Source organism: Marinobacter iranensis, from assembly GCF_029207565.1.
GTDB lineage: Bacteria > Pseudomonadota > Gammaproteobacteria > Pseudomonadales > Oleiphilaceae > Marinobacter > Marinobacter iranensis.
Genome location: NZ_JANCMW010000017.1, coordinates 15,932 through 38,859, shown reverse-complemented (window position 1 = coordinate 38,859; position 22,928 = coordinate 15,932). Strand labels below are relative to the sequence as shown.

The 22,928-nt window shown below is 58.7% G+C and carries 18 protein-coding genes; 12 read left to right on the top strand and 6 right to left on the bottom strand.

The features are described 5' to 3' along the window. Positions 1-127: 127 nt before the first annotated feature. From NLU14_RS20020 to NLU14_RS20000, 5 genes are read left to right on the top strand one after another with little or no spacing between them, the layout of a single operon-like run. A complete protein-coding gene (locus NLU14_RS20020) occupies positions 128-1,447 on the top strand; it encodes a DUF2066 domain-containing protein (protein ID WP_275709912.1) in 1,320 nt (439 codons plus the stop codon). A 33-nt stretch (positions 1,448-1,480) separates the two neighbouring features. After that, positions 1,481-2,038 (top strand): CDP-alcohol phosphatidyltransferase family protein, encoded by a 558-nt coding sequence (locus NLU14_RS20015; RefSeq protein WP_275709910.1) that lies wholly within the window; start codon positions 1,481-1,483, stop codon positions 2,036-2,038. Further along, the gene (gene hda / locus NLU14_RS20010) at positions 2,035-2,733 is read left to right on the top strand and encodes a DnaA regulatory inactivator Hda (protein ID WP_275709907.1); all 699 of its coding nucleotides are present in this window, start codon (positions 2,035-2,037) and stop codon (positions 2,731-2,733) included. The genes NLU14_RS20015 and hda overlap by 4 nt, the downstream gene beginning before the upstream one ends. 38 nt (positions 2,734-2,771) lie before the next feature. Next, positions 2,772-3,569 (top strand): ParA family protein, encoded by a 798-nt coding sequence (locus NLU14_RS20005; RefSeq protein ID WP_275709904.1) that lies wholly within the window; start codon positions 2,772-2,774, stop codon positions 3,567-3,569. 15 nt (positions 3,570-3,584) lie between these two features. Beyond that, complete coding sequence (locus NLU14_RS20000; RefSeq protein ID WP_275709902.1) at positions 3,585-3,923, top strand: YqcC family protein; 339 nt, start codon at positions 3,585-3,587, stop codon at positions 3,921-3,923. Between the two features lie 25 nt (positions 3,924-3,948). On the opposite strand, the gene nadC is transcribed toward NLU14_RS20000, so the two are convergent. Then, complete coding sequence (gene nadC / locus NLU14_RS19995) at positions 3,949-4,797, bottom strand: carboxylating nicotinate-nucleotide diphosphorylase (protein ID WP_275709899.1); 849 nt, start codon at positions 4,795-4,797, stop codon at positions 3,949-3,951. A 246-nt stretch (positions 4,798-5,043) separates the two neighbouring features. On the opposite strand from nadC, the gene NLU14_RS19990 reads away from it, so the two are divergent. From NLU14_RS19990 to NLU14_RS19975, 4 genes are all read left to right on the top strand, one after another. Beyond that, positions 5,044-7,401 (top strand): DUF1631 domain-containing protein, encoded by a 2,358-nt coding sequence (locus NLU14_RS19990; protein ID WP_275709896.1) that lies wholly within the window; start codon positions 5,044-5,046, stop codon positions 7,399-7,401. A 160-nt stretch (positions 7,402-7,561) separates the two neighbouring features. Then, positions 7,562-8,128, top strand: a complete 567-nt coding sequence (gene ampD, locus NLU14_RS19985; protein WP_275710015.1) for a 1,6-anhydro-N-acetylmuramyl-L-alanine amidase AmpD — start codon at positions 7,562-7,564, stop codon at positions 8,126-8,128. Further along, positions 8,128-9,015 (top strand): regulatory signaling modulator protein AmpE, encoded by an 888-nt coding sequence (gene ampE, locus NLU14_RS19980; RefSeq protein WP_275709894.1) that lies wholly within the window; start codon positions 8,128-8,130, stop codon positions 9,013-9,015. Before ampD ends, ampE begins: the two co-directional genes overlap by 1 nt. A gap of 104 nt (positions 9,016-9,119) precedes the next feature. Next, positions 9,120-11,171: a methyl-accepting chemotaxis protein gene (locus NLU14_RS19975; protein ID WP_420845085.1), complete on the top strand. Its 2,052-nt coding sequence runs from the start codon at positions 9,120-9,122 to the stop codon at positions 11,169-11,171. A 3-nt stretch (positions 11,172-11,174) separates the two neighbouring features. On the opposite strand, the gene NLU14_RS19970 is transcribed toward NLU14_RS19975, so the two are convergent. The 4 genes from NLU14_RS19970 to NLU14_RS19955 form a co-directional block, all read right to left on the bottom strand. Further along, the gene (locus NLU14_RS19970) at positions 11,175-12,113 is read right to left on the bottom strand and encodes a ketopantoate reductase family protein (protein ID WP_275709890.1); all 939 of its coding nucleotides are present in this window, start codon (positions 12,111-12,113) and stop codon (positions 11,175-11,177) included. Between the two features lie 3 nt (positions 12,114-12,116). Then, the gene (locus NLU14_RS19965; protein ID WP_275709888.1) at positions 12,117-14,969 is read right to left on the bottom strand and encodes a valine--tRNA ligase; all 2,853 of its coding nucleotides are present in this window, start codon (positions 14,967-14,969) and stop codon (positions 12,117-12,119) included. A 236-nt stretch (positions 14,970-15,205) separates the two neighbouring features. Continuing rightward, positions 15,206-15,694 (bottom strand): DNA polymerase III subunit chi, encoded by a 489-nt coding sequence (locus NLU14_RS19960; protein ID WP_275709886.1) that lies wholly within the window; start codon positions 15,692-15,694, stop codon positions 15,206-15,208. After that, positions 15,681-17,174, bottom strand: coding sequence for a leucyl aminopeptidase (locus tag NLU14_RS19955; RefSeq protein WP_275709883.1), 1,494 nt, complete (start codon positions 17,172-17,174; stop codon positions 15,681-15,683). Before NLU14_RS19955 ends, NLU14_RS19960 begins: the two co-directional genes overlap by 14 nt. Positions 17,175-17,394: 220 nt before the next feature. On the opposite strand from NLU14_RS19955, the gene lptF reads away from it, so the two are divergent. Together lptF and lptG are read left to right on the top strand one after the other, a co-directional pair. Continuing rightward, a complete protein-coding gene (gene lptF / locus NLU14_RS19950; RefSeq protein WP_275709881.1) occupies positions 17,395-18,483 on the top strand; it encodes an LPS export ABC transporter permease LptF in 1,089 nt (362 codons plus the stop codon). 1 nt (position 18,484) lies between these two features. Beyond that, the gene (gene lptG, locus NLU14_RS19945; protein ID WP_275709879.1) at positions 18,485-19,546 is read left to right on the top strand and encodes an LPS export ABC transporter permease LptG; all 1,062 of its coding nucleotides are present in this window, start codon (positions 18,485-18,487) and stop codon (positions 19,544-19,546) included. Here lptG and NLU14_RS19940 read toward each other — a convergent pair whose 3' ends face one another. After that, a complete protein-coding gene (locus NLU14_RS19940; RefSeq protein WP_275709877.1) occupies positions 19,547-20,083 on the bottom strand; it encodes an RDD family protein in 537 nt (178 codons plus the stop codon). Positions 20,084-20,213: 130 nt separating this feature from the next. On the opposite strand from NLU14_RS19940, the gene alaS reads away from it, so the two are divergent. After that, entirely contained in the window at positions 20,214-22,844 is a 2,631-nt protein-coding gene (gene alaS, locus NLU14_RS19935) for an alanine--tRNA ligase (protein ID WP_275709875.1), read from the top strand. The last annotated feature ends 84 nt before the right edge of the window (positions 22,845-22,928 follow it).

The following is a 22,928-nucleotide window of genomic DNA, read 5'->3' as shown; positions in this document are numbered from 1 at the left end:
AATTGCCATCTTTGCCATCATGCAGGCAGTGTGGAATTGCATTGACTTTCCGCAATCCCGGTTAGCTACTCACGCCAGGGGCCTTGGTGTATCCTATGCGCCATTCAGACGAATTGCAGGGTGTTTCATGCCAGACTCAGGAAAAATCTCGATACAGGCAGCGCAGATAATCCGTCGGTCACTCCGGTTATTCGGTGTTCTGGCGCTGATTGCGGCACCAACCGCCGCCGTTACCGTCACTGGCCTCTACTCGGTGGAAGTGCCTGTCGCGAGTTCCCAGCCACAGGATCTGGAGCAGGGCTACGCAGACGGCCTCAGCCGTGTATTCGTGCGCGTCTCCGGAACCCGGGAGGTACTGCGCAGTGAAGGTGTCGAGGAGCTGCTGGGCGATGCCGAGTCGCTGTTGCAGTCGTATCAGTTCCTGCGTTCTGACCAGGGAAACCATCGCCTGCGCATGAACTTCGGAGCTGTTGGTGTCAACCGTGCGCTGGCCTCGGCGGATGCGCCGGTCTGGGGGGCCAACCGCCCCCTGACGCTGGCCTGGATCGCGGTGGAGGAAGGCGGGCGCCGTACCCTTGTCCATCGTGCCAATGAAAATGATGGTGCCGGGGCTGAGTGGCGCCGTGTCTTTCAGGACGCAGCGGTTGACCGTGGCCTGCCGGTCAGCCTGCCACCGGCCGGATACCGGGATGACCGGGAACTGTTATCGGATATCTGGGGCCAGTTCACATCCAGTGTCCGCACCACCTCCGAAGACATGGAGCACGACCTGATATCCCTGGTACGGGTCAGTCGGTCAGGATCGCAGTGGCGTGCCGGTTGGGTGTTCGATGGTATGGGGCTGGATAGCGCGGAGCAATCAGTCACTGCTGATACACCGGAGGCACTGGCGGCAGCTGTCGTCGGGCGCTGGGCTGAGATGTTTGCGGACCGGTACGCTGTGGCTGGCAGCGAGGTAGGCGAATCTCCTCAGGTGGATATCGTGGTGCATGGGGTGACCAATCTGAAGGATTATGCCAATGTGAATGGCGCGCTCAAGAACCTGTCTCCGGTTGTTGAGGCTGGTGCCACCAGGGCCAGGGACGACCAACTGACGCTTCGGGTGGCCTTTTCCGGGGAAATGGAGCAACTGAAGCAGTATATTGCCCTGGACCCAAGGCTGGTTCCGCTTTCCGATGCCGAAGTTTCCCGGATGCCCACTCGCGAAGAGGATGATCAATCAGGCAGCCAGCCGGCGGAGCAAACGGTCCAGCAGGCGCCGGAGGGAGGTATCGCCCTGGCAGAGGACAGCGCGGACAATGCGGCGGCTTCGGCGAACCCGTTGTTTGTCTACCAGCCTTTGCTGGTTGATCAGGAGGAATCCGAGCAGGCGTTTGAGTCTCTCTATCAGGTCCTCCATTATCGCTGGCAGCCGGCCTCGGTGATTGAATCGGAAAACGGGGAATAATATCGCGGTGTTCGGGAAGAGGGGAGTCGTGTCATGACGTACCGCTGGCGCTGGATTCCCAATGCGCTGACGTTTGTGCGCATTCTGCTGATTGCCCCTTTTGCCGCCGCCCTGATGGCCAAGGAATACCGCTTTGCCCTGATTATATTTTTCGTTGCCGCGGCAACGGATGCCTTTGACGGGTTCCTGGCGCGCCATTTCAACTGGCGGACCCGCCTTGGTGCCATTGCCGACCCGCTGGCCGACAAGGCCCTGCTGATTACCGCCTACCTGATGCTTGTGCTGACTGGAGTGCTGCCCCCATGGCTGTTCTGGCTGGTGTTGGGGCGGGATATCCTCATTGTGTGTGGCGGGCTGGTGTACCATTACAGTGTCGGCCGCTTTGATATGCAGCCGAGCCTTCCCGGCAAATTCAACACCCTGATCCAGATTCTCGTTGCTCTGGCGATCATCATTTTGCTGGCGGGCTTGCCGATGCAGCCCTGGGTTGTTGAAGTGGGGATTCTGTTGGTAACGGCTTCAGCCATTTTCAGTGGCGCCCATTACATCGGTGTCTGGAGCCTGAGGGCCTGGAGGACAAAGAGACAGTGAGTGCGTCGCAGCTGGTATTGGGTGTCAAGCTTCGGGATGATGCCCGATTCGATAATTTCCACGGTGACAGAAACGCCGATGCCGCGGCCCGGCTGAAGTCAGCCTGCGAGCAGGCCGGTGCGGTGCCCGTTATCGTCATCTGTGGTGATGCCGACACGGGGAAAAGTCATTTGTTGCAGGCCGCCTGTCATCTTGCAGAGCAAAAGGGACAGAGCGCCGTTTGTGTCAGTATCGAGGAACTATTACCTTTCGGCCCGGAGTCACTCGCGGGCCTTGAGGCGCAGGCGGTGATCTGTGTGGATGATCTGGAGCTCATCGCCGGTCAGGAAGACTGGGAAGAAGCCGTCTTCCATCTGTACAATCGGGTAAACGACCACGGCAACCTGATGATCGTCAGCTTGTCAGAGCTGCCAGGGTCGCTGCCTTTCGGGTTGCAGGACCTGGTGTCCCGGCTTCGTCATGGGCTCACCATTCAGTTAGGCATCAATCGCGACGATGACCGCCTCAGGATACTGATGGCGAGGGCCGAACAGCGAGGTCTTGTTCTTGGCGATGATGTGGCTGCGTTCATTTTAAAGCGTGCGCCCCGGAAACTGGCCGATTTACTGGCGATCCTGGATCGCCTGGATGAAAACTCATTGCGTGCCCAGCGGCGGCTGACGATACCTTTCGTCAAGTCGGTGTTGGGTTGGTAGGGCGTTCTGTTCGCAGGGAAACTGTCAGGGGAAGCAAGATGAGACGAGTGGTGTTTAATCAGAAGGGTGGCGTTGGTAAATCCAGTATCACCTGTAACCTGGCGGCTATCAGCGCCGCCAGGGGTAAGCGTACGCTGGTTGTCGATCTTGATCCCCAGGGTAATTCAACCCATTACCTGCTGGGCAAGCCGGCGGGGGAGTTCAAGGACACAATTGCAGACTACCTGGAGCAGACAGTCGCGTTTACGGTGTTTAATCGTCGTGCTGACGAGTTTGTTCACGCCTCGCCCTTTGACAACCTGTTTGTCATGCCCTCCAGCCCGGAGCTGGATTTCCTGGAACGCAAGCTGGAAGCCAAGCACAAGATCTACAAACTACGGGAAGCGCTCAAGAAACTGGGTGAGTCCTTTGACGAAATCTATATCGATACCGCGCCGGCGCTCAATTTCTATACCCGTTCGGCGCTGATCGCGGCACAGCGCTGCCTGATTCCCTTCGATTGCGACGATTTTTCCCGGCAAGCGCTTTACAGCATCCTCCATGAAATTCAGGAGTTGCAGGAAGACCATAACGAAGACCTGGTAGTGGAAGGCATCGTTGCCAACCAATTCCAGCCCAGGGCCAGCCTACCCAAGAAGCTGGTCCGTGAGTTAATTGATGAGGGGCTGCCGATGCTGCCGGTGAGGCTGTCCAGTTCGGTGAAGATGAAAGAGTCCCACCAGAACCGTCAGCCGCTGATCCATATGGCGCCGAAGCATCCGCTGACACGGCAGTATGAAGACCTGTACCGGGTGCTTCACGGGGAAACCGTTGAGCTGGAGCCGCTGGCTGATTAGAGGTAAACCATGATTATGGCAAGACCGTCCGACCATACCGCCCGTGTTGCGGACAGCCTGCTTCAGATAGAGATTGAGTTACGTCGAATCGATGCGTGGGAAAGCGAGCCGCCACCGCCAGAGGCGTTGCAGAGTGCTCAGCCGTTCGCCGTGGACACCCTGGCGTTCACCCAGTGGCTTCAGTTCGTGTTCGTTCGCCGTATGAAGGTATTGATTGAGGGCGGGTATCCCCTGCCACGGGTATCCGGTATGGCACCGATGGCGGAAGAGCACTTCCGGGGCAGGGAAGAATCCGGCACCGGCCTGATCCGTGAGTTGGAAGAAATGGACCGGCTGCTATCCGGTCAGCCCTGAGCCTGTAAGCCGATTCCTGAATGATTCAGCCGCTTGTGTCGAGGCGCATGGACAGATCCACGGCCCTGACATCCTTGGTCAGTGCGCCGATGGACATATAGTCGACACCGGTCTCCGCGATCGGCACCAGCGTTTCGCTGTTTATGCCACCGGACGCCTCCAGTTTCGCCGCTCCTGCCGTGCGGATAACCGCCTGGCGCATGTCCTCCAGTGAAAACTCGTCCAGCATGATGATATCGGCCCCGGCTGCAAGGGCCTGGTCCAGTTCGTCCGGGTTCTCGGTTTCCACTTCCACTGGCCGGCCGGGCGCAATGCGGCGGGCCTCCCTGACGGCTTCCGCGATGGATCCGCAGGCGGCGATGTGGTTTTCCTTGATCAGGAACGCATCCCACAGGCCAATGCGATGGTTGTGGCAGCCGCCGCAGGTAACCGCATATTTCTGGGCCAGGCGCAGGCCCGGAAGGGTTTTGCGGGTGTCGAGCAACTGAACGCCGGTATGGGCTACCCGGCGGGAGTAGCCAGTGCAAGTGGTTGCCACGCCGGACAACAGTTGCAGCCAGTTCAGGGCTGAGCGTTCCGCAGTGAGCAGGCTACGGGCGGGGCCTTCCATGGTGAACAGTTCCTGGCCGGCGTGAGTTTCATCCCCGTCCTGCACCTGCCACTGCAGGGTTACTCTCGGGTCCACCTGCCTGAACACCTCTTCGACCCAGGCACGTCCGGCAATGGTGGCGGTTTCGCGGGTGATCACATGCCCGCGGCTGATACGATCCTGCGGAATCAGCATGGCAGTGATGTCGCCGTCTCCGATGTCTTCGCGCAGGCTTTGTGCGACGGTTTCGATGCGGGACTGGCGAAGCAGTTCGGCTGGAATCATGACTGTATTTCCGGTTGTTCGTTGGCGGCTTGGTAACGTGTTCGGATCAGGGAAGATGATTCTATAGCCCGGGGCCGGATTCGCCAAACGCGTAAGGATGTGAGTGCCAACTAAAAGGGCGAGAGTGCTAAACTGTGACGACCATCACTTAAACACAAAAGGTGACAAATTCTGACACAAGGTGACGTGGGGAAGGCCTAAGATGTGCAATAACACATTTCTCCAGTTACCACCCGGAGCAGCCGAATGGCGCAGGATAACAAGGTTGTAAGTCTCAAGAGCCAGAAATTGCCGGACAGGTTCTCCCTGCCGGGCTCTCTGGTACGCCTGCGTGACGTATCTGGTCAGTCACTGAAATCGGTCCTGTCGGGATTTTTCGACAAGGCGGACGACGCACTCTTTGAACTGGCGGACAAGGCCGGAACCAACCAGGACCAGACCGCGTACTTTGACGCCATGCGGGAACTGAGATTGCGTCGCAAGAACATGACGGTCTCGGTGCTGCAATACGTCAGCCGCGCCTTCAACGAAATCGGTTCGTTCCGGCCGGGTGGTGGCAGCGGCACCCTGGACGAAGTCGATCAGGATTCACTGGCCCTGGTGGATCATTCCGACCTGGAGCAGCAGGTTGCTATCGACAATCTGATCAACAAGCTGCGCAACCAGCATGCCGAGGTTATACGCCTGCTGAATGTGCGGGTGGCCCATCTTGTTCCGGCAGTGAGGCTGGAAGACAGCCAGATGCCCTTGAGCCCCGAGGTTATCTGCGGCGGCGTGGCGGAAGCCTGTGCTGACCTGGAAATCGACATTCGCGCCAAGCTGGTGGTCTTAAAGCTGTTTGACCGTTTGCTTGTGGGTGTTCTGGGTGATTTCTACAAGGATGCCAACAAAACCCTGATTGCGGAAGGTGTCTTGCCGGACATGCGCCGGCCTCCGGTTGGCGGCCGTGCTCCGTCAGGAAAATCCGCGCCGGCACAGAACCGGAATACCGGTGTGCTGTCAGCCCACCCGGAGTCGGATTCCTCGGGGCCGCTGACGGCACCGTCTGATTCTGATGACGTGCGGGCAACTTTTTCCGAGCTCAGTGCGCTTCTGCACCAGGGGGAGAGTGCATCCGGGAGTGGTGGTGTGCATAGCCGCGGTGCCGGAACACTTGATACTGGCGCCCTGATGTCACGGCTGCATGAAATCCAGTCGCAGTCTGTTCATTGGGGTGAGGGTGAGGTTGTTCCCCTCTCGGAGCAGCTACAGTCAGTTTTCCGTTCGGAAAACGGGCGGAAGTACCATGCAGGCCAGGTAGACAGCGATGTGATCAACCTGGTTTCCATGCTGTTCGACTTCATCCTTGAAGACCGTCAGCTTCACCCCGTTATGAAAGCGGTCATCGGGCGCCTGCAGATTCCGGTGCTGAAGGTTGCCCTGAGCGACAAGAATTTCTTTAACCGCGGCGGACATCCGGTGCGGAAGCTGCTGAATGAATTGGCCATGTCCGCCATTGGCTGGACAGAGAAGAAGACTGGCCAGCGTGATCCGTTGCGGGAGAAAATTGAATCCGTGGTTGATCGTGTGCTGAACGAGTTCACCACCAATGTGGACATCTTCAGCGAATTACTCAGTGACTTTGGTCACTTCATGGATCTGGATCGTCGCCGCAGGGAACTGGTGGAACAGCGCCTGCGCGATGCTGAAGAAGGCAGGGCCAAGCAGGAGAGGGCATCAAAGGCGACCGAGACCCTGCTGAATGAACAGATAACCGGGCGTGAGCTGCCTCCCCAGGTAGCAACTCTGCTGAACGAAGCCTGGTCCAAGTACCTGCAGTGGATCGTGCTGCGCGAAGGCGAGGACAGCGAACGTTGGCAGGAAGCGTCCGACCTTACCAGGCAACTGGTCTGGAGTGTTGATCCCCGGCCTGTCGGTGAGAACACCCGTAGCGATTTGCTCAGGTCGATACCCGGTATCGTGGACGGGCTGAGAACGGCATTGCAGGAAATTGCCTGGGATCCGTTCGCTACCGATGCGGCTATTCGGGACCTTGAACTGGCTCACGTGGATGTTTTCCAGCGCCTGGTCACAACCACCCGCCGTGCCGCACCCGTTGAACCTGCTGAAGATCAGGCGAAGGCAGAACTGTCGGCGGCACCGGAGGGAGCTCTGGAGAATACGCCCAGTGCACCGGAAGTAGCGGAGACGCCGCCCATGAGCGAAGCGCCGGCTCCCTCTCCATCACGCTCTCCGGCACTTGCGGACCCAGAACCGACAACCGGGCCGGCAGCCCCCGCTGCCGAGGAAGCGGTCACAGAGACGCCGGCGGATGCCTGTATCGAACCGCAGTGGCTGGAGCGGGCCGATAGCCTGCGTGTCGGCTCCTGGATTGAACTGACTCGTGATGGCAACAAGACCCGTTGTAAACTGGCGGCGTTTATCAAGGCTACGGGCAAGTACATCTTCGTTAACCGGAGTGGTGCCAAGGTGGCGGAATATCACCGGGAAAACCTGGCGATGGCTTTGGCCGCGGACGAGATTACCATGCTGGACGACGGCCTGATTTTCGACCGGGCGCTGGAATCGATCATCGACAACCTCCGTAGCAGCCGCAAGGACTGATCGTATAGCAAGACCGGCGACTTTGTGCTTCAATCAGGGGCATTAAAGTAACAATGGTGGACGCACCCGGTGCGTTTACCGCCGGCCCGCTGGAAACACTTTGCCTGAACCAATCATCTCCCCGAACACCATAGATCTTTCGGAAAAAGCCGCTACCGGCCTGCGCGTGACCGGGCGGGTACGTGATGCCCACTGGTGCCCGTCTCCGAACTTTGGCCCCCGCCCCGAAAAGGCCAACGTTTCACTGTTGGTCGTTCACAACATCAGCCTTCCACCGGGACAGTTCGGTGGTGATGCCATCGAGCGTTTCTTCTGTAACCAGTTGGATCCCTCTGAGCATCCCTATTTCCAGGCCATTGCCACGATGAAGGTGTCGTCACACCTGCTGATACGGCGTGATGGGGTGGTCGTCCAGTTTGTCAGTCTGCTGGACCGGGCCTGGCATGCAGGCCGGTCCTGTTTTCAGGGTGAGGAGGAGTGCAATGACTTTTCGATCGGTATTGAGCTGGAAGGTGCGGATGACATTCCGTATACCGAAGCCCAGTATCAGACACTCGCTGACCTGTCACGGTTGATCATGCGCTCGTGGCCGGCCATCACCCCGGACAGGATCACCGGTCATAGCGATATAGCCCCGGGCAGGAAAACCGACCCCGGCCCTGCATTCGACTGGGTCCGATACCGGCAACTACTGGCCACAGGGCCTGATACGGGAGTGAGGCGCTGATGGCACTGGTTGTCTTTCTACTAGCCTATCTGGTCAGGCGTAAGCTGGATGCGGCGAATGCCTGGTCCTCCGAACGGTTGTGGCGATCCGTTTTTCATTCGGGAAGCAGCGTGCGAGCAGGCAGTGAGGCGGCGACCTGGAAGGGCCTGATTATAATCACCGTGCCTGCGCTGTTGCTGGCTGCCGGTGAATGGTACCTGCACGTATTGGGCTGGCGTATGGCGGCCTATCCGCTGGAGTTCCTGTTGATGGTGCTGCTGATGGGCGCACCGGGGTGGCGGCCCCGCCTGGATGTTTACCGTGAATCCTGGGCCCGGGGAGACATGCAGGCGGCATGGCATCACATCAGGGATAGCCTGCCTGCCGACGAACAGGGAACAGCGGCATCGCCAGACGAGATGCATCGAGTGTTGTCCCGCACGCTTATGGTGAGCCTCTTTGAGCGCTTCTTCCTGATTGCCTTCTGGTTTGTGGTTGGCGGTATTGCGGCGGCCTTTTTTGCAAGAGGTGTCATTGCCCTGCGGGATCATTGGCCGCAGACGGCAGCACGGCCGGGATTCGCGGCGCTGGCGGAAGTGGTCAATTGGCTACCTTCACGGCTGCTGTCCTTCACTTTCGGCGTGGCCGGCGACCTTGCCGGTTGGATGAAAGAGGGGAAGCGTGTTCTGTTTGATGTTGCCCTCAAAACCGATCAGGTACTGATGGGAGCGGCAAGCGCCGCCCTGACGGGGTATGCCCTGGACCCGGAACGGTTTTCACGGATCCACCCGGATGAGTGGGCAGATTTCGGCGGTCGCAGTTTGGACGCAATCCGGGATCTGCTGAACCGAAGCATGCTGGTCTGGATATGTGTCTTTGCCCTGCTGGTGATTGCCGGTGTGATGTAATTATTAGATTTTGACAAAATTTACATTTCCACGCCGAAAAACCCTCAAGTTTGTAGTACTTTAGTCGACAATATAAACAAATAGAATAAAGTTCCATCCTTTCGATGCCTTCTGTGGGGGTACCTGTGAATAACCTTATCAAGCCTGCAGTAGCACTGATGAACCGGCTGCCCATGTTTTACAAGTTCAGCCTGATCAGCGTTTTGTTCCTGCTCCCTATCGTTGCCCTTTCCTGGTTGGTTATCAGTGAACTGAATCGATCGGTGGATACCATGACTCGTGGTGTCGAGGGGCTGGAGCAGCTTGAGAAGGTGGATACGTTGCTGGTAGCGGCCATGGAGTACCGGGATTTTCGTGCCCCCGGCAAGACCAAGGATGACAATGAGTTGCTGTCAAGATCCAATGAAGCGGCCGAAACAATCGATCGGATTCTTGAGGAGTTGGTCAGCGCCGAGGCCCGTTTTGACGCCTCGGACAACTGGTCACAACAGGTAACGGCGTTACGGGAAGAGTGGCAAACGCTCAAATCCACCGACAGTTACCAGGGCAATATCGACCCGCAGTTCAAGTATTATCAGCAATTCGTACAGAAAGTACGGGCAATGCTGTCCGCTACAATTGAAATCTCCGGCCTGGGGCAGGACGCATCGCGGGAGAACCTCTTACTCCTGGGGCTGGTGCGTGAAGCACTGCCGGATGCCCGCGGCATCATTGGCAGGGCACGGTCGTTCGGAATCTTTGCGCTTCTTGAGGGGCAGGTGGGCTATAGCCTCAGTGATGGCCTCAACGAAATCTACGATGGGCTCACCAATCGTACGTCATTACTTGGGCCCGCCCTGACCGTAGCGCTGGACGCTTCACCGGCTCTGGAGCAGGCTGCTGGTGGTGCTGTTGAAGGCATTCTCGAAAGCCTGATTGTTGTCCGGGATGAACTGGATATCAATATTATTACACCCATGCGTCTTGAGATGCCCTGGGAGGAGTTCAACAGCACTGTGGAAAGCCAGCTCGCTTACTACGATGACCTGAAAGCCGGCATTTTTGATGTGGTGGGGGCAAACCTGAACTCACGCCTGGAAGGCGAGCTGCAGCAACGACAGTTGATAATTGCCGCGCTGGTGGTTGTCCTGCTGGTGGTTGTCTATCTCTATATCGGCTTTTTCATGTCGGTGCGCACAGCGATCAACCGTTTCAGCAAAGCCGCGAGAACGGTGGCCGACGGTGATATGACTGCCCATATCCAACTGGATAACCGGGACGAACTCGGTGAGCTCACCACTGAATTCAACAATATGACGGACCGGATTGCCGAGTTGATCCGCTCTGTCAGTAGCACAACCTCTGACGTGGACCAGCAGGCCACCCGCGTTAATGACACCGCTGCCGCAAACAGCGAGGCGGTTGCCCGGCAGATGGAGGAGTCAGGCCAGATCAACGAAGCCATGAACCAGATGGTGGAGGCGGTTAATGAAGTGACCGAAAGCGCCCATCGGGTTTCTGACAGTGCGGGTGCCGCAGAAGCGGACACCGAGAAGGGCCGGGCAGTGGTCGCCGATACGGTTGCAACCATCAACCGCCTCGCTACTGAGATTTCCGGTGCGGTTGAAGTCATTAACCGGGTAAATACCGATAGCGATAACATCAGCCAGGTCCTTGTTGAGATCAAGGCCATTGCCGAGCAGACCAACCTCCTGGCCCTGAATGCCGCAATCGAAGCAGCACGCGCGGGTGAACAGGGCCGTGGCTTTGCGGTGGTGGCGGACGAAGTGCGTTCCCTGTCCCAGCGTACCCACAAGTCAACGGAAGAAATCGAGGGCATGATCTCCCGGCTGCAAAGCGGCGTGAAGGAAGCCGTAGCGGCTATGACCAATAGCCATGATGTGACCGAAACCACGGTGAAGAAGTCGGGCGAAGTCACGGAGGCGTTGGACCGGATCGCCCAGGGCATTTCGACGATTGTCGATATGAGCCACCAGATTGCCCAGGCTGCGGAAGAGCAGTCCGCCGTGGCCAAGAACGTTAATGCCAACGTCGAGCAGATCAGTGTGCTGGGTGAGAAAACGGCAGACAATGCCGAGGAGACCCTGGCCTCGTCCCGGGAGATGTCAAAGTTGACGGCTTCACTGCAGCGTCTGGTTGAAGCGTTCAGGGTCTGACGGTTAGCGAGTCAGCTCTTTCACCCGGTCCGTCAGCATCCGGTTGACCGGTACCTCGATGCCCAATGCCTGCCCACGGCGGCATATATAACCATTGATAAAGTCGATTTCCGTAGTGCGCTCCTGCTGGCGGTCGCTGCGCATCGACGAGGTGTTGCCTGCGGTACCACGGGCGACCGTCTCTATGCGTTGGCGGATGGCAGCGGGTGTCGGTGAGTTACTGCCTTCAGCACGCAATACCGCTACAATTTCGTCGCAGAGTTCGTCAATGTGGTCCAGGTAGAACGGCTCGGTGAGGATGACGCCGTTGGGGCAATCGAGAATGGCTGTGAAGGCATTGATGCCGGCATTGACGACCAGTTTGTCCCAGAGCCGCCGCTTGATGTCCTGCTCTGCATGAATGGTTAACCCGCTGGTCCTGAGGGCCTGTACCACAGTTTCCAGATGTGGACTGGCGTTGTCCGTCAGCGCGCCAACCCAGGTTTCTCCTCTCCCGGCGTGAACCGTGTAGCCGGGTTCAGGGCGATTGGCGCCTTCGGTGGTGCTGGCCGCAAGTATCGGCCTTTCAGGCCAGCGTTCAGCCACGGCTTGCTGGCTGCCCATGCCATTCTGGAACAGGACAACCGGGGTGTCTGAGGGTAGGTCGGGGAGCTGGTTTTCCAAGGCGGTGAGAGTATCGCCGGCCTTGGTAGTCACCAGCAATACGGATGGCTGTATATCTCTGGCGGGGAGCCAGGGAACACGTATGGTTACGGTAGATCCATCCGATTGCTGAAGCCTGTAAGCCAGCGCTTCTGCATGTTGGCTGGTAGGGGGGGCATGGCGTGGAACGAATACCACGTCGCCGGCAGGCAGGTATCCCGCCCAGAGCTGGCCGAGTGAGCCTGCCCCGAGAATGGCAATACAGCCATCCCCGATGGGCGAGTGGTTTCCGCCTTTCACGGTCTACATGGCCTCAATAGCAGCCCGCTGCTCGCTGAGCCGGCCCATGCTGCCCTGGGCATCGCGCAGTTTTTCCTGCTCTTTCTCGACCACCTCTGCCGGTGCCTTGGCGGTGAACTTTTCGTTGCCGAGCTTGCCTTCCAGTCGACCCACTTCTTTCTGCAATCGCTCCAGTTCCTTGTCCAGGCGCTTCAGCTCCGCATCCTTGTCGATCAGGCCGGCCATGGGCACCAGCACTTCCATCTCGCCAACGAGCTGGGTGGCGGACATGGGGGCTTCACCGTCGGTGAACCACTCCACACTGTCTAGCCGGGCCAGGGACGACAGGAACTGGCGGTTTTCTTCCAGCCGACGCTTGTCTTCCGATTCCTTGCCACGCAGCAGGACCGGAATGTGTTTTGCCGGGGAAATGTTCATTTCGCCACGGATGTTCCGTACCGCAACAATCACACCTTTCAGCCATTCGATATCGGCGGCAACAGCGGTGTCCTGCTTGCTTTCGTCCGGCTTGGGGAAGGGTTGCAGCATGATGCTGTCGCCGGTCTTGCCGGCCAGTGGCGCAATACGCTGCCAGATTTCCTCGGTAATGAACGGCATGATCGGGTGCGCAAGCCGCAGCACCGCCTCGAGAACACGAACCAGCGTACGGCGGGTACCGCGTTTTGCTTCGGCGCTGGCGTTGTCGTCGTTCAGTACCGGCTTGGACAGCTCCAGGTACCAGTCGCAGTATTCGTTCCAGATAAACTCGTAGAGGGCGTAGGCCGCCAGGTCGAAACGGTACTGGTCCAGGTGACGGATCACGTCCTGCTCGCAGCTTTGCAGTTCGCTGATGATCCAGCGGTCCGCCAGGGACAGTGCCACAGGCTCATCGTTAACGCCACAATCCTCGCCTTCGGTGTTCATCAGCACGTAACGGGCAGCGTTCCAGAGCTTGTTACAGAAATTGCGGTAGCCCTCCAGACGTTTCATGTCCCAGTTGATGTCACGGCCGGTGGTGGCCATGGCCGCCAGGGTGAAACGCAGGGCGTCGGTGCCGTGGGCGGTGATGCCTTCCGGGAATTCCTTCCTGGTGCGCTTGCCAATCTTCTCGGCCAGCTTCGGCTGCATCAGGTTGCCGGTGCGTTTTTCCAGCAGGTCGTCCAGGGCGATGCCGTCAATCATGTCCAGCGGGTCAATCACGTTGCCCTTGGACTTGGACATCTTGTCGCCGTGCTCGTCGCGAATCAGGCCGGTAACGTAGACGGTCTTGAAGGGCACCTGAGGGGTGCCGTCTTCGTTCTTCATGAAGTGCATGGTCATCATGATCATCCGGGCAACCCAGAAGAAGATGATGTCAAAACCGGTCACCAGCACATCGGTTGGGTGGAAGGTTTTCAGGCGCTCGGTGATTTCCGGCCAGCCCAGGGTGCCGAAAGTCCACAGGGCGGAGCTGAACCAGGTGTCCAGTACGTCTTCGTCCTGATGGAGCTCCAGGTCGGCGGCCAGGCTGTGTTTCTGGCGCACTTCTTCCTCGCTGCGGCCAACATAGATATTGCCCTCGGTGTCGTACCAGGCGGGAATGCGGTGGCCCCACCAGAGCTGCCGGGAAATGCACCAGTCCTGGATGTCGCGCATCCAGGAAAAGTACATGTTCTCGTACTGTTTGGGCACGAACTGGATGCGGCCGTCCTCCACGGCCTCAATGGCGGGCTTGGCCAGGGTCTTGGCGTCAGCGAACCATTGGTCGGTCAGCATCGGCTCGATGATCAGGCCGGAACGGTCGCCGCGGGGTACGCTCAGTACGTGGTCTTCCACTTCCTCAATCAGGCCTTCAGCGTCCATGTCCGCCACGATCTGTTTGCGGGCGTCTTCGCGGGTGAGCCCCGCGTAGGCGGCGGGCAGGCTGCCGTCGACGTCTGTATTCTCGGTGCCGTCGGCGTTGACCACTTCGGCGATATCGCGGATGCAGGCATCCTGGGTCATGACGTTGATCATCACCAGGTTGTTGCGCTTGCCCACGGCGTAGTCGTTGAAGTCATGGGCAGGGGTTATTTTCACGCAGCCGCTGCCTTTTTCAGGGTCGGCGTGGGTGTCGGCAACAATGGGAATACGGCGGCCTACCAAGGGCAGGTCGACGAACTTGCCAATCAGGTGCTGGTAGCGCTCATCGTCCGGATGCGCGGCCACGGCGGTGTCGCCCAGCATGGTTTCCGGTCGTGTGGTAGCGACCACCAGGTAGTCCTTGCCGTCCTGTGTCTTTTCGCCGTTGGCCAGGGGATAACGCAGGTGCCAGAAAAAGCCCTTTTCTTCCTTGTTCTCCACTTCCAGATCGGAGATGGCGGTGTGCAGTTTCGGGTCCCAGTTAACCAGACGCTTGCCGCGATAGACCAGGCCTTCGTCATACAGGCGGATAAACACTTCCTGCACCGCCTTGTAGAAACCGTCGTCCATGGTGAAGCGTTCGTGGTCCCAGTCCACGGAGTTGCCCAGGCGTCGCATCTGCCCGGTGATGGTGCCACCGGAGTGTTCCTTCCAGTCCCAGATGCGCTTGATGAATTCTTCCCGGCCCAGGTCGTAGCGGGTTTTGTCTTCCTCCGCCGCCAGTTTGCGCTCCACCACCATCTGGGTGGCGATGCCGGCGTGGTCGCTGCCTACCTGCCAGAGGGTGTTGCGGCCCTGCATGCGTTTGAAGCGGGTGAGCGTGTCCATGATGGTGTGCTGGAACGCGTGGCCCATGTGGAGGCTGCCGGTGACGTTGGGCGGTGGGATGGCGATGCTGAAGGATTCGCCCTCACCTGAGGGACGGAAGTACCCTTTGGATTCCCAGTTTTCGTACCACTGGCGCTCGATGTTTTCTGGCTGGTAGGTTTTTTCCATGGGGTTCTGCAGTGACCGTTGGTTGATTCACAAGGGAAAATTGAGACGCTCGATTATACATGCTCCTTGGGTTCTCGGCGAACCATGGGGGGAGGGGTACGGGGGTGGTTTGAATTTCAGGCGGGAAAAGAACTCGCTTCGCTCAGACACCTTTTCTCGCCTGAAATTCAAACCACCACCCCGCTCCTCCGCCAAACGAGCAGTCCTACAAAAGGCTTAAAATCAGGCAAAAAATTTCACCGCTTCCTCTGATCATGAACCCGAGGCTCAATCCCCAGCGTACGCAGTTGCTTAAAGTGAGATCGTGCCTGTGTCAGAACCGTTTCATCATTATGGGCAACCAGCGCCAGCCGTTTAAACCGGTCCGCGTCCGCCGGCAGCGTGGCTGAGAGGATGATGACCGTATCCCAGTCTTCGGCGACCGGAGGGCAAAGCAATATACCAACCGGGTCGGTGCAGGTAGTGGCGGAGTCGGGAACGATGCTGTGGGGGATGAAGGCGTCGGGGCTGAAGTTCCAGAGCAGGTCGTCCAGTTCCTGGGCATGTTGCATGGTGTCGCAGACGATGCCCACGCGGTCGCCCTGCTGCCGCGCCTTGTCCACCAGTTTGGCGGTGTGGAGGTTGCGGGCGGCAGGGGTGTTCTGGGCGAGGATGTGGAACCAGTAGGACTGGTTCCTTTCATCCTGTGCGCCCGGGTTTTGCGAGCTGGAGTTACTTTCCGGCATGGGACATCAGGTAGTCGACCAGCATGGGTACCGGGCGGCCGGTGGAGCCTTTGGCCTTGCCGGAATTCCAGGCGGTGCCGGCGATGTCCAGGTGGGCCCAGCGGTAGTCCTTGGTGAAGCGGGACAGGAAGCAGGCCGCAGTGATGGTGCCGGCCGGGCGGCCGCCGATGTTCTGCATGTCGGCGAAGTTGCTGTCGAGCTGGCTCTGGTATTCGTCCCATAGGGGCAGGCGCCAGGCGCGGTCGCCGGCACGTTCACCGGCGGCCAGCAGGTCGTTGGCCAGGTCGTCGTTGTTACTAAGCAGGCCGGTGGCGTGGCTGCCCAGGGCGATAATGCAGGCGCCGGTCAGTGTGGCCATGTCGACGACCACTTCAGGGTCGAATTTCTTGACGTAGGTAAGGGCGTCGCACAGTACCAGGCGGCCTTCGGCATCGGTGTTGAGGATTTCGATGGTCTGGCCGGACATGGAGGTGACAATGTCGCCCGGGCGTGTTGCGGTGCCACTGGGCATGTTCTCGGCAGCGGCGATGACGGCAACCACGTTGATCTTCGGCTTGGTTTCGGCAATGGTTTTCATGGCGCCGAAGACGGCAGCGGCGCCGCCCATGTCGTACTTCATTTCGTCCATGCCTTCGCCGGGCTTGAGGCTGATGCCGCCGGTGTCGAAGGTGATGCCTTTACCCACCAATACGTAGGGCTTGTCTTTGGCTTTGCCGCCACGGTATTCCATAACAATCAGCTTGGCGGGCTGGGCGCTGCCGGCGGATACAGACAGCAGGCTGTGCATGCCCAGCTTTTTCATCTGCTTTTCATCAAGCACTTCGGTCTTGATGACGTCGTTGTCTTTCGCCAGCTTTTCGGCCTGTTCCGCCAGCCAGGTGGGATGACACACGTTCGGCGGTGTGTTGCCCAGGTCGCGGGTGAAGTTCATGCCGCGGCCGGTGGCAAGGCCCAGGTTGAAGGCGTCTTTCAGAGCTTTGCCGGCAGAGGAGGCGGCAAGGGTGACTTTCCCCAATTTACGGTCTGACGGTTTCTCGCTCTTGAATTCGCTGAAACGGTAGAACTGCTCTTCCAGGGTGCGGCCGATCAGATTCAGGCGTGCTGCTTCCGAGCTGGTGGCGTCGTCGCCGGTAACCAGGGTATCGCCCAGCGCTATCAGGACGTGTTTGGACGGTCCGTCCTTGATCTGCCCGGCCATGGCAATCAGGGCCTTGCGGTAGTTGGCGGGAGAGCGGTCCTTGTCGGTGCCGGTGCCAACCACCAGCAGGCGGGCCCAGGGCTGGCCTTCAAGTGGGACAAGCAGGGTTGTTGCATTTTTACCGGTGGCGTCCCCGTTTTTCTGCAGGGTCTTGATCAGTCCGCCCAGGGCTTCGTTCGCCTGCGTGGTGGAGGCGGGCCAGTCGCCTTTCTCCGGCAGGGCGACAACAAGGCAATCCGCTTTGGTATCGGAAATGGGCTTACTGCTCAGGGTAAAATTCATGGCAACTCCCGTTGGTTATTCTGATGGAGGACAGGCCCGGCCTCGGGTTTATTGTCCGAATGCCTATAGCATTGGGGTTCGGGGTTAAATTATCAAGCGCTGACAGGTTGTTAACGTCTTTGTTAAACCCGTGGTCTGTCATTCGGCCCCAAGGTTACTTAGAATACGGCGAATCCCGATTTCCATCGACTCCGGTCGCATCCGGCTCTGAGAGACCGATTTGAGCATCGTTTTCCGATACCTTACCCGCCAGGTGCTTGTCAGCATGCTTGCCGTTTCCGGCATCCTGCTGCTGGTGTTCATGAGCGGCCGGTTTATCAAATACCTGGCGGAGGCGGCTGCCGGCGAGCTGGCCGGGGACGTGCTGTTCCAGATTATGGCCTACCGCTTTCCGGGTTTCCTGGAGTTGATCCTTCCGCTTGGCTTTTTCATCGGCATTCTGCTGGCATACGGGCGCATGTACCTGGAAAGCGAAATGACGGTGCTGTTTGCCTGCGGTGTCAGCGACAAGCAGGTCTTGGGCAAGACACTGGTCGGCAGCATCCCGGTGATGCTGACGGTGGCGGCCATGAGCCTTTATGTCTCGCCCTGGGGCATGAAACAGGTGGAAGGGATTTTCAATGAGCAGCGCCAGGCAACGGAATTTGAAATGCTGGCCCCCGGGCGCTTCCAGTCACTGTCGTCCGGGGAGCGTGTGACCTATACCGAAGGGTTGAGTGAGGACAAGCGCAGGCTTGAGGGCGTGTTTATCGCCGAGCATGGCAGCGAAGGCCTGACCATTATCACGGCTCGTGAAGGTTCCCAGTTTGTGGATGATGAAACGGGTAGCCGGTTCCTGGTGCTTGAAGAGGGCGCTCGTTTTGAGGGGCTTCCCGGCCGCCTGGATTACGATGTAACCGGTTTCGACGCCTACGGACTGAAAATCCGCAGTGGCAGTGCCGGAGAAAAAGAACTTGAGGAAGGCCTGTCCACTTCCGCACTGATGGCGTCAGATAACCCAGAGCATCGCGCCATGCTGCACTGGCGGTTCACCCTGCCGCTCATTGTGCCGATCGTTACACTGCTAGCTGTGCGCCTGAGCCGTGTGAACCCGCGCCAGGGGCGCTTTTTCCACCTGCTGCCGGCGATGCTGGTCTACATCACGTACCTTGGCCTGCTCATCGTGGCTCGGGACGCTCTTGAAAGCGGCAAGGTTCCGGAATGGATTGGCCTGCTCTGGGTTCACGCCATATTCCTGGCCCTTGGCTTGTGGTTGCAGTTCGGCCCTGCCTGGCTCTATCGCCGGCGCCTGCTCAGGGAGGTGAGGTAAGGTGCGTAAGATCGACCGCTATGTCATGAGTACCGTGGGCGGCGCCATGTTCCTGGTGATGCTGGTGGTGCTCTCCCTGGACCTGATATTTGCGTTCATTGCCGAACTGGACGACGCGGAAAACGATTACCAGACGTTGCAGGCCTTGCTATACGTACTGATGACCCTGCCGCGTCGCATCTATGATTACCTTCCGCTCGGTGCCTTCATGGGGTGCCTGGTTGGTTTGGGCGCCATGGCGAGCTCCTCGGAACTGACGGTTATCCGTGCGGCAGGCGTATCCCTCAAGCGTATCGTCTGGTCCGCCATGAAGCCGACGCTGGTGGTGGTTGTCATTGGGGTGCTTATCGGTGAGTACATCGCGCCACCTGCCGAGCGCATGGCCCAAAGCCAGAAGGCGGTTGCCCAGGGCGCGGGGGAAAATATTGCTTCGGCATCCGGCATCTGGCACCGGGAAGGCGATGTATTCATGCACCTGAACGCCGTCCAGCCCAATGGTGTCCTGCACGGTGTGTCGCTGTTCCGGTTTGACGACGAGCGCTGGCTGGTGTCCGCCAGTTTTGCCGAAAGGGGGATCTATCAGGGTGATCACTGGCTGCTGGAGAACGTTGCCACCACCAGACTAAGCGATGAGGAAATCACGCAGGAGACCCACCGGGTACTGCGCTGGGAAACCGGCCTGTCGCCGAGTGTGCTCAGCGTGTTGATTGTGAAACCGGAAGACCTTTCGATTTCCGGCCTTTATACCTACGCCAGCTATCTGGGCGAACAGGGACTGAACGCCGCCAATTACTGGCTGGCGTTCTGGAAGAAGGTGCTGATGCCATTGGGTACGGCGGTCATGGTGTTGGTGGCCATCTCCTTTGTTTTCGGGCCACTTCGGTCGGTTACCATGGGGTTCCGGGTGTTCACCGGCCTGATTGTGGGGCTGCTGTTCAAGTACATGCAGGACCTGCTGGGGCCCATGAGCCTGGTATTCGGCTTCAATCCGGTGCTGGCGATTGTGCTGCCAATAGCGATCAATGCAGTGGTTGGTGCCGTGCTTATGAAGAGGGCCGGTTAGCTATTTCTTTGTCTCTTTCGGCACGGACGCGACGATGCTTCCGGAAGCGCGATCTGTCAGCGACAGCCCATTGATCGGGTAGAACAGGGCCAGGATGGCCGGGATGGTCACAAACAGGGTAGCGGCGTTCAGGTAGTAGGCACCCAGCAGGGCAACAAACAGAATGGCCGCTGCGGCCACGTAGCGTTTCAGTGCCTGGGTCCAGGACACGGAGGTGCCGTCGAGGTTTTCAATACGAATGCGCCAGACCTGCATGCCCAGTGTCTGGCCGTTTTTCGTCCAGAAGTAGCCGAAGAACAGGTACAGCGCCAGGAAAAGCACAAAGGTGAGTAAGGGGTCCGCCTCCAGGGTGCCGGCTTCCGCCATTTCCTCGTACCTGTCCCAGCCGGTTATCCAGCCCGCAACGAGGGTGTATACCCAGGTGGTCACCAGCAGCACGGCAATGCTGATCAGTGAATCGTAAATCACGGCCATGAGTCGCTTGATGAACGCTGCGGGGGGTAACAACTCCTCGGCGGTATGAAAGCGGCGGGGCATGGCGTCTCCTGTGATGTTTCACGTTTTTCATGTTCTCGGCGTGTGCTAGAGTAGCGGATTTGCAAGCGCATGTAAGTATGTGTCTTTAAACGTGGACCCACACGGGTTTATAGAAGGGTATCAAAGGGCTATGAAAACCGCAGAGTTGCGACAGGCGTTTCTCGATTACTTCAAACAGCAGGGGCATACCATTGTGCCAAGCAGTTCGCTGGTGCCGGCGGACGACCCGACTTTGCTGTTTACCAACGCGGGAATGAACCAGTTCAAGGACGTGTTCCTTGGCCGTGAAGAGCGCGACTACAGCCGGGCGACCACGTCGCAGAAATGCGTGCGGGCGGGCGGCAAGCACAATGACCTGGAAAACGTGGGCTACACCGCAAGGCACCATACCTTCTTCGAGATGCTGGGTAACTTCAGCTTTGGCGACTACTTCAAGCGTGAAGCCATCAATTTTGCCTGGACCTTCCTGACCGGCGACGACTGGCTGAAGCTGCCAAAGGAAAAGCTCTGGGTCACTGTTTATGCCTCCGATGACGAAGCCTTTGATATCTGGAACCAGGAAATTGGTGTTCCCGCGGACCGCATTGTGCGCATCGGCGACAACAAGGGCGCGCCCTACGCGTCCGACAACTTCTGGCAGATGGGCGATACCGGCCCCTGCGGCCCCTGTACCGAAATCTTCTATGACCATGGCCCGGATGTTGCCGGTGGCCCTCCGGGTAGCCCGGAAGAAGACGGTGACCGCTACATCGAAATCTGGAACGTGGTTTTCATGCAGTACAACCGCCAGGCGGATGGTGAAATGCAGCCGTTGCCCAAGCCGTCGGTGGATACCGGTATGGGGCTTGAGCGCATCACGGCGGTACTGCAGGGCGTGCACAGCAACTATGAAATCGACCTGATGCAGGACCTGCTGAAGGCTGCTTCCGACATTCTCGGTGGCGTGGACACCACCGAAGCTTCACTGCGGGTAGTGGCGGACCATATCCGCTCCTGCGCCTTTCTGATCGCCGATGGCGTGATGCCGTCCAACGAAGGGCGTGGCTTCGTGCTGCGCCGGATCATCCGCCGGGCCGCGCGGCATGGCAACAAACTGGGTGCAACCCGGGCCTTCTTCTACAAGCTGACCGGTGCCCTGGTTGAATTGATGGGCGACGCCTACCCGCAACTGGTGAGCAGCCGCAAGCAGATCGAAAAGGTGTTGCTGCAGGAAGAAGAGCAGTTCGCCAAGACCCTCGACAAGGGCCTGCGCCTGCTGGAGCAGGATATTGCCAGCCTCAAGGGTTCCGAGATTCCGGGCGAAACCATCTTTACTTTGTACGACACCTACGGGTTCCCGGTGGACCTGACCAACGACATCGCCCGTGAACGTGGCCTGGCCCTGGACTACGAAGGCTACGAAAAGGCCATGGAGCGCCAGCGTGAGCGGGCCCGTGCGGCCAGCAAGTTCGGCATCGATTACAACGCCGCGGGCCTGGATATTGAGGGTTCCACGGAATTTACCGGTTACGAGCACATTGACGGCCATGAAACCATTCGCAACGTGATCGTAGGTGGTGAAGAAAAGACTGCCCAGGCCGGAGATGAAGCTGTCGTCGTGCTTGAACGCACGCCATTTTATGCGGAGTCTGGCGGCCAGGTGGGCGATACCGGCCTGCTGACCTGGAGTGGTGGCCGCTTCAAGGTAACCGACACCCAGAAAGAGGGGAGTAATCATCTTCATATCGGTACCGTGATTGAAGGCGAGCTGTTCCCCGGCCTGGAAGTGGATGCGCGCATTGACCACGCCCGCCGCGAGCGGACGAAGAAGAACCATTCGGCAACGCACCTGATGCACGCCGCGCTCCGCAATGTCCTGGGCGAACACGTTACCCAGAAGGGCTCTCTGGTGGACCCGGACAAGCTGCGATTCGATTTCTCCCATTTTGAACCGCTTACACCGGAACAGCTGCGGGAGATTGAGCGTCAGGTTAATGAGCAGGTCCTGGATAACACCCCGGTGGAAACTGAAATTACTGACATGGAGCAGGCTCAGGCCAAGGGGGCCATTGCGCTGTTTGGTGAAAAGTATGGTGATACCGTTCGGGTGCTGAGCATGGGTTCCGATGCCTATTCCGTGGAACTCTGTGGTGGCACCCACGTGGCGCGTACCGGAGATATTGGTTTGTTCCGTATTACGTCGGAAAGCGGGATTTCCTCCGGCGTCCGGCGCATTGAAGCTGTGACCGGTTTTGGAGCACTTGAGTGGGTGGAGGAAACCGAGCAGACGCTGCGCGAGGCAGCAAAGCTGGTAAAAGGCTCCCGGGAATCGTTGGTGGAGAAAGTTCAGCAAACCCTGGATCGCAACCGGCAGCTTGAGAAAGACATCAGTGCCCTCCAGGCGAAACTGGCGAGCTCCGCCGGAACCGACCTGGCTGGGTCTGCGGTGGAAGTGGCTGGCCTGAAAGTGGTGGCCTCTGAAATGGAAGGCGCGGATCGCAAGGCGCTGATGGAAACCGCTGATCAGCTCAAGAACAAGTTGGGTGAGGGCGTTGTGGTACTTGCCAGTGTTGAAGACGGCAAAGTGACCCTGGTGGCGGGCGTGACCAAGTCGGCTACAGGTAAAATCAAGGCCGGCGATCTGATGAAGCATCTGGCAGCCCAGGTTGATGGCAAGGGCGGTGGTCGTCCCGATATGGCCCAGGGCGGCGGTAACGATCCCTCCAGGCTGGCGGATGCACTTGCCGGCGTTCCGGCCTGGGTTGAGAAAAATATTACTTAAGTAACTGTTTCGAAAACGGGCTGGCGTTTATAATCCCGCCCGTTTGCTTGTCTGAGGCAGGGCAATGCCCTGCCGTTTGTCCAC

Coding starts and splice junctions, on each gene's coding strand:
- NLU14_RS20020 (WP_275709912.1), top strand. CDS start 128: ATGCCAGACTCAGGAAAAATCTCGATACAGGCAGCGCAGATAATCCGT.
- NLU14_RS20015 (WP_275709910.1), top strand. CDS start 1,481: ATGACGTACCGCTGGCGCTGGATTCCCAATGCGCTGACGTTTGTGCGC.
- NLU14_RS20005 (WP_275709904.1), top strand. CDS start 2,772: ATGAGACGAGTGGTGTTTAATCAGAAGGGTGGCGTTGGTAAATCCAGT.
- NLU14_RS20000 (WP_275709902.1), top strand. CDS start 3,585: ATGGCAAGACCGTCCGACCATACCGCCCGTGTTGCGGACAGCCTGCTT.
- nadC (WP_275709899.1), bottom strand. CDS start 4,797: ATGATTCCAGCCGAACTGCTTCGCCAGTCCCGCATCGAAACCGTCGCA.
- NLU14_RS19990 (WP_275709896.1), top strand. CDS start 5,044: ATGGCGCAGGATAACAAGGTTGTAAGTCTCAAGAGCCAGAAATTGCCG.
- ampE (WP_275709894.1), top strand. CDS start 8,128: ATGGCACTGGTTGTCTTTCTACTAGCCTATCTGGTCAGGCGTAAGCTG.
- NLU14_RS19975 (WP_420845085.1), top strand. CDS start 9,120: ATGCCTTCTGTGGGGGTACCTGTGAATAACCTTATCAAGCCTGCAGTA.
- NLU14_RS19965 (WP_275709888.1), bottom strand. CDS start 14,969: ATGGAAAAAACCTACCAGCCAGAAAACATCGAGCGCCAGTGGTACGAA.
- NLU14_RS19960 (WP_275709886.1), bottom strand. CDS start 15,694: ATGCCGGAAAGTAACTCCAGCTCGCAAAACCCGGGCGCACAGGATGAA.
- NLU14_RS19955 (WP_275709883.1), bottom strand. CDS start 17,174: ATGAATTTTACCCTGAGCAGTAAGCCCATTTCCGATACCAAAGCGGAT.
- NLU14_RS19940 (WP_275709877.1), bottom strand. CDS start 20,083: ATGCCCCGCCGCTTTCATACCGCCGAGGAGTTGTTACCCCCCGCAGCG.
- alaS (WP_275709875.1), top strand. CDS start 20,214: ATGAAAACCGCAGAGTTGCGACAGGCGTTTCTCGATTACTTCAAACAG.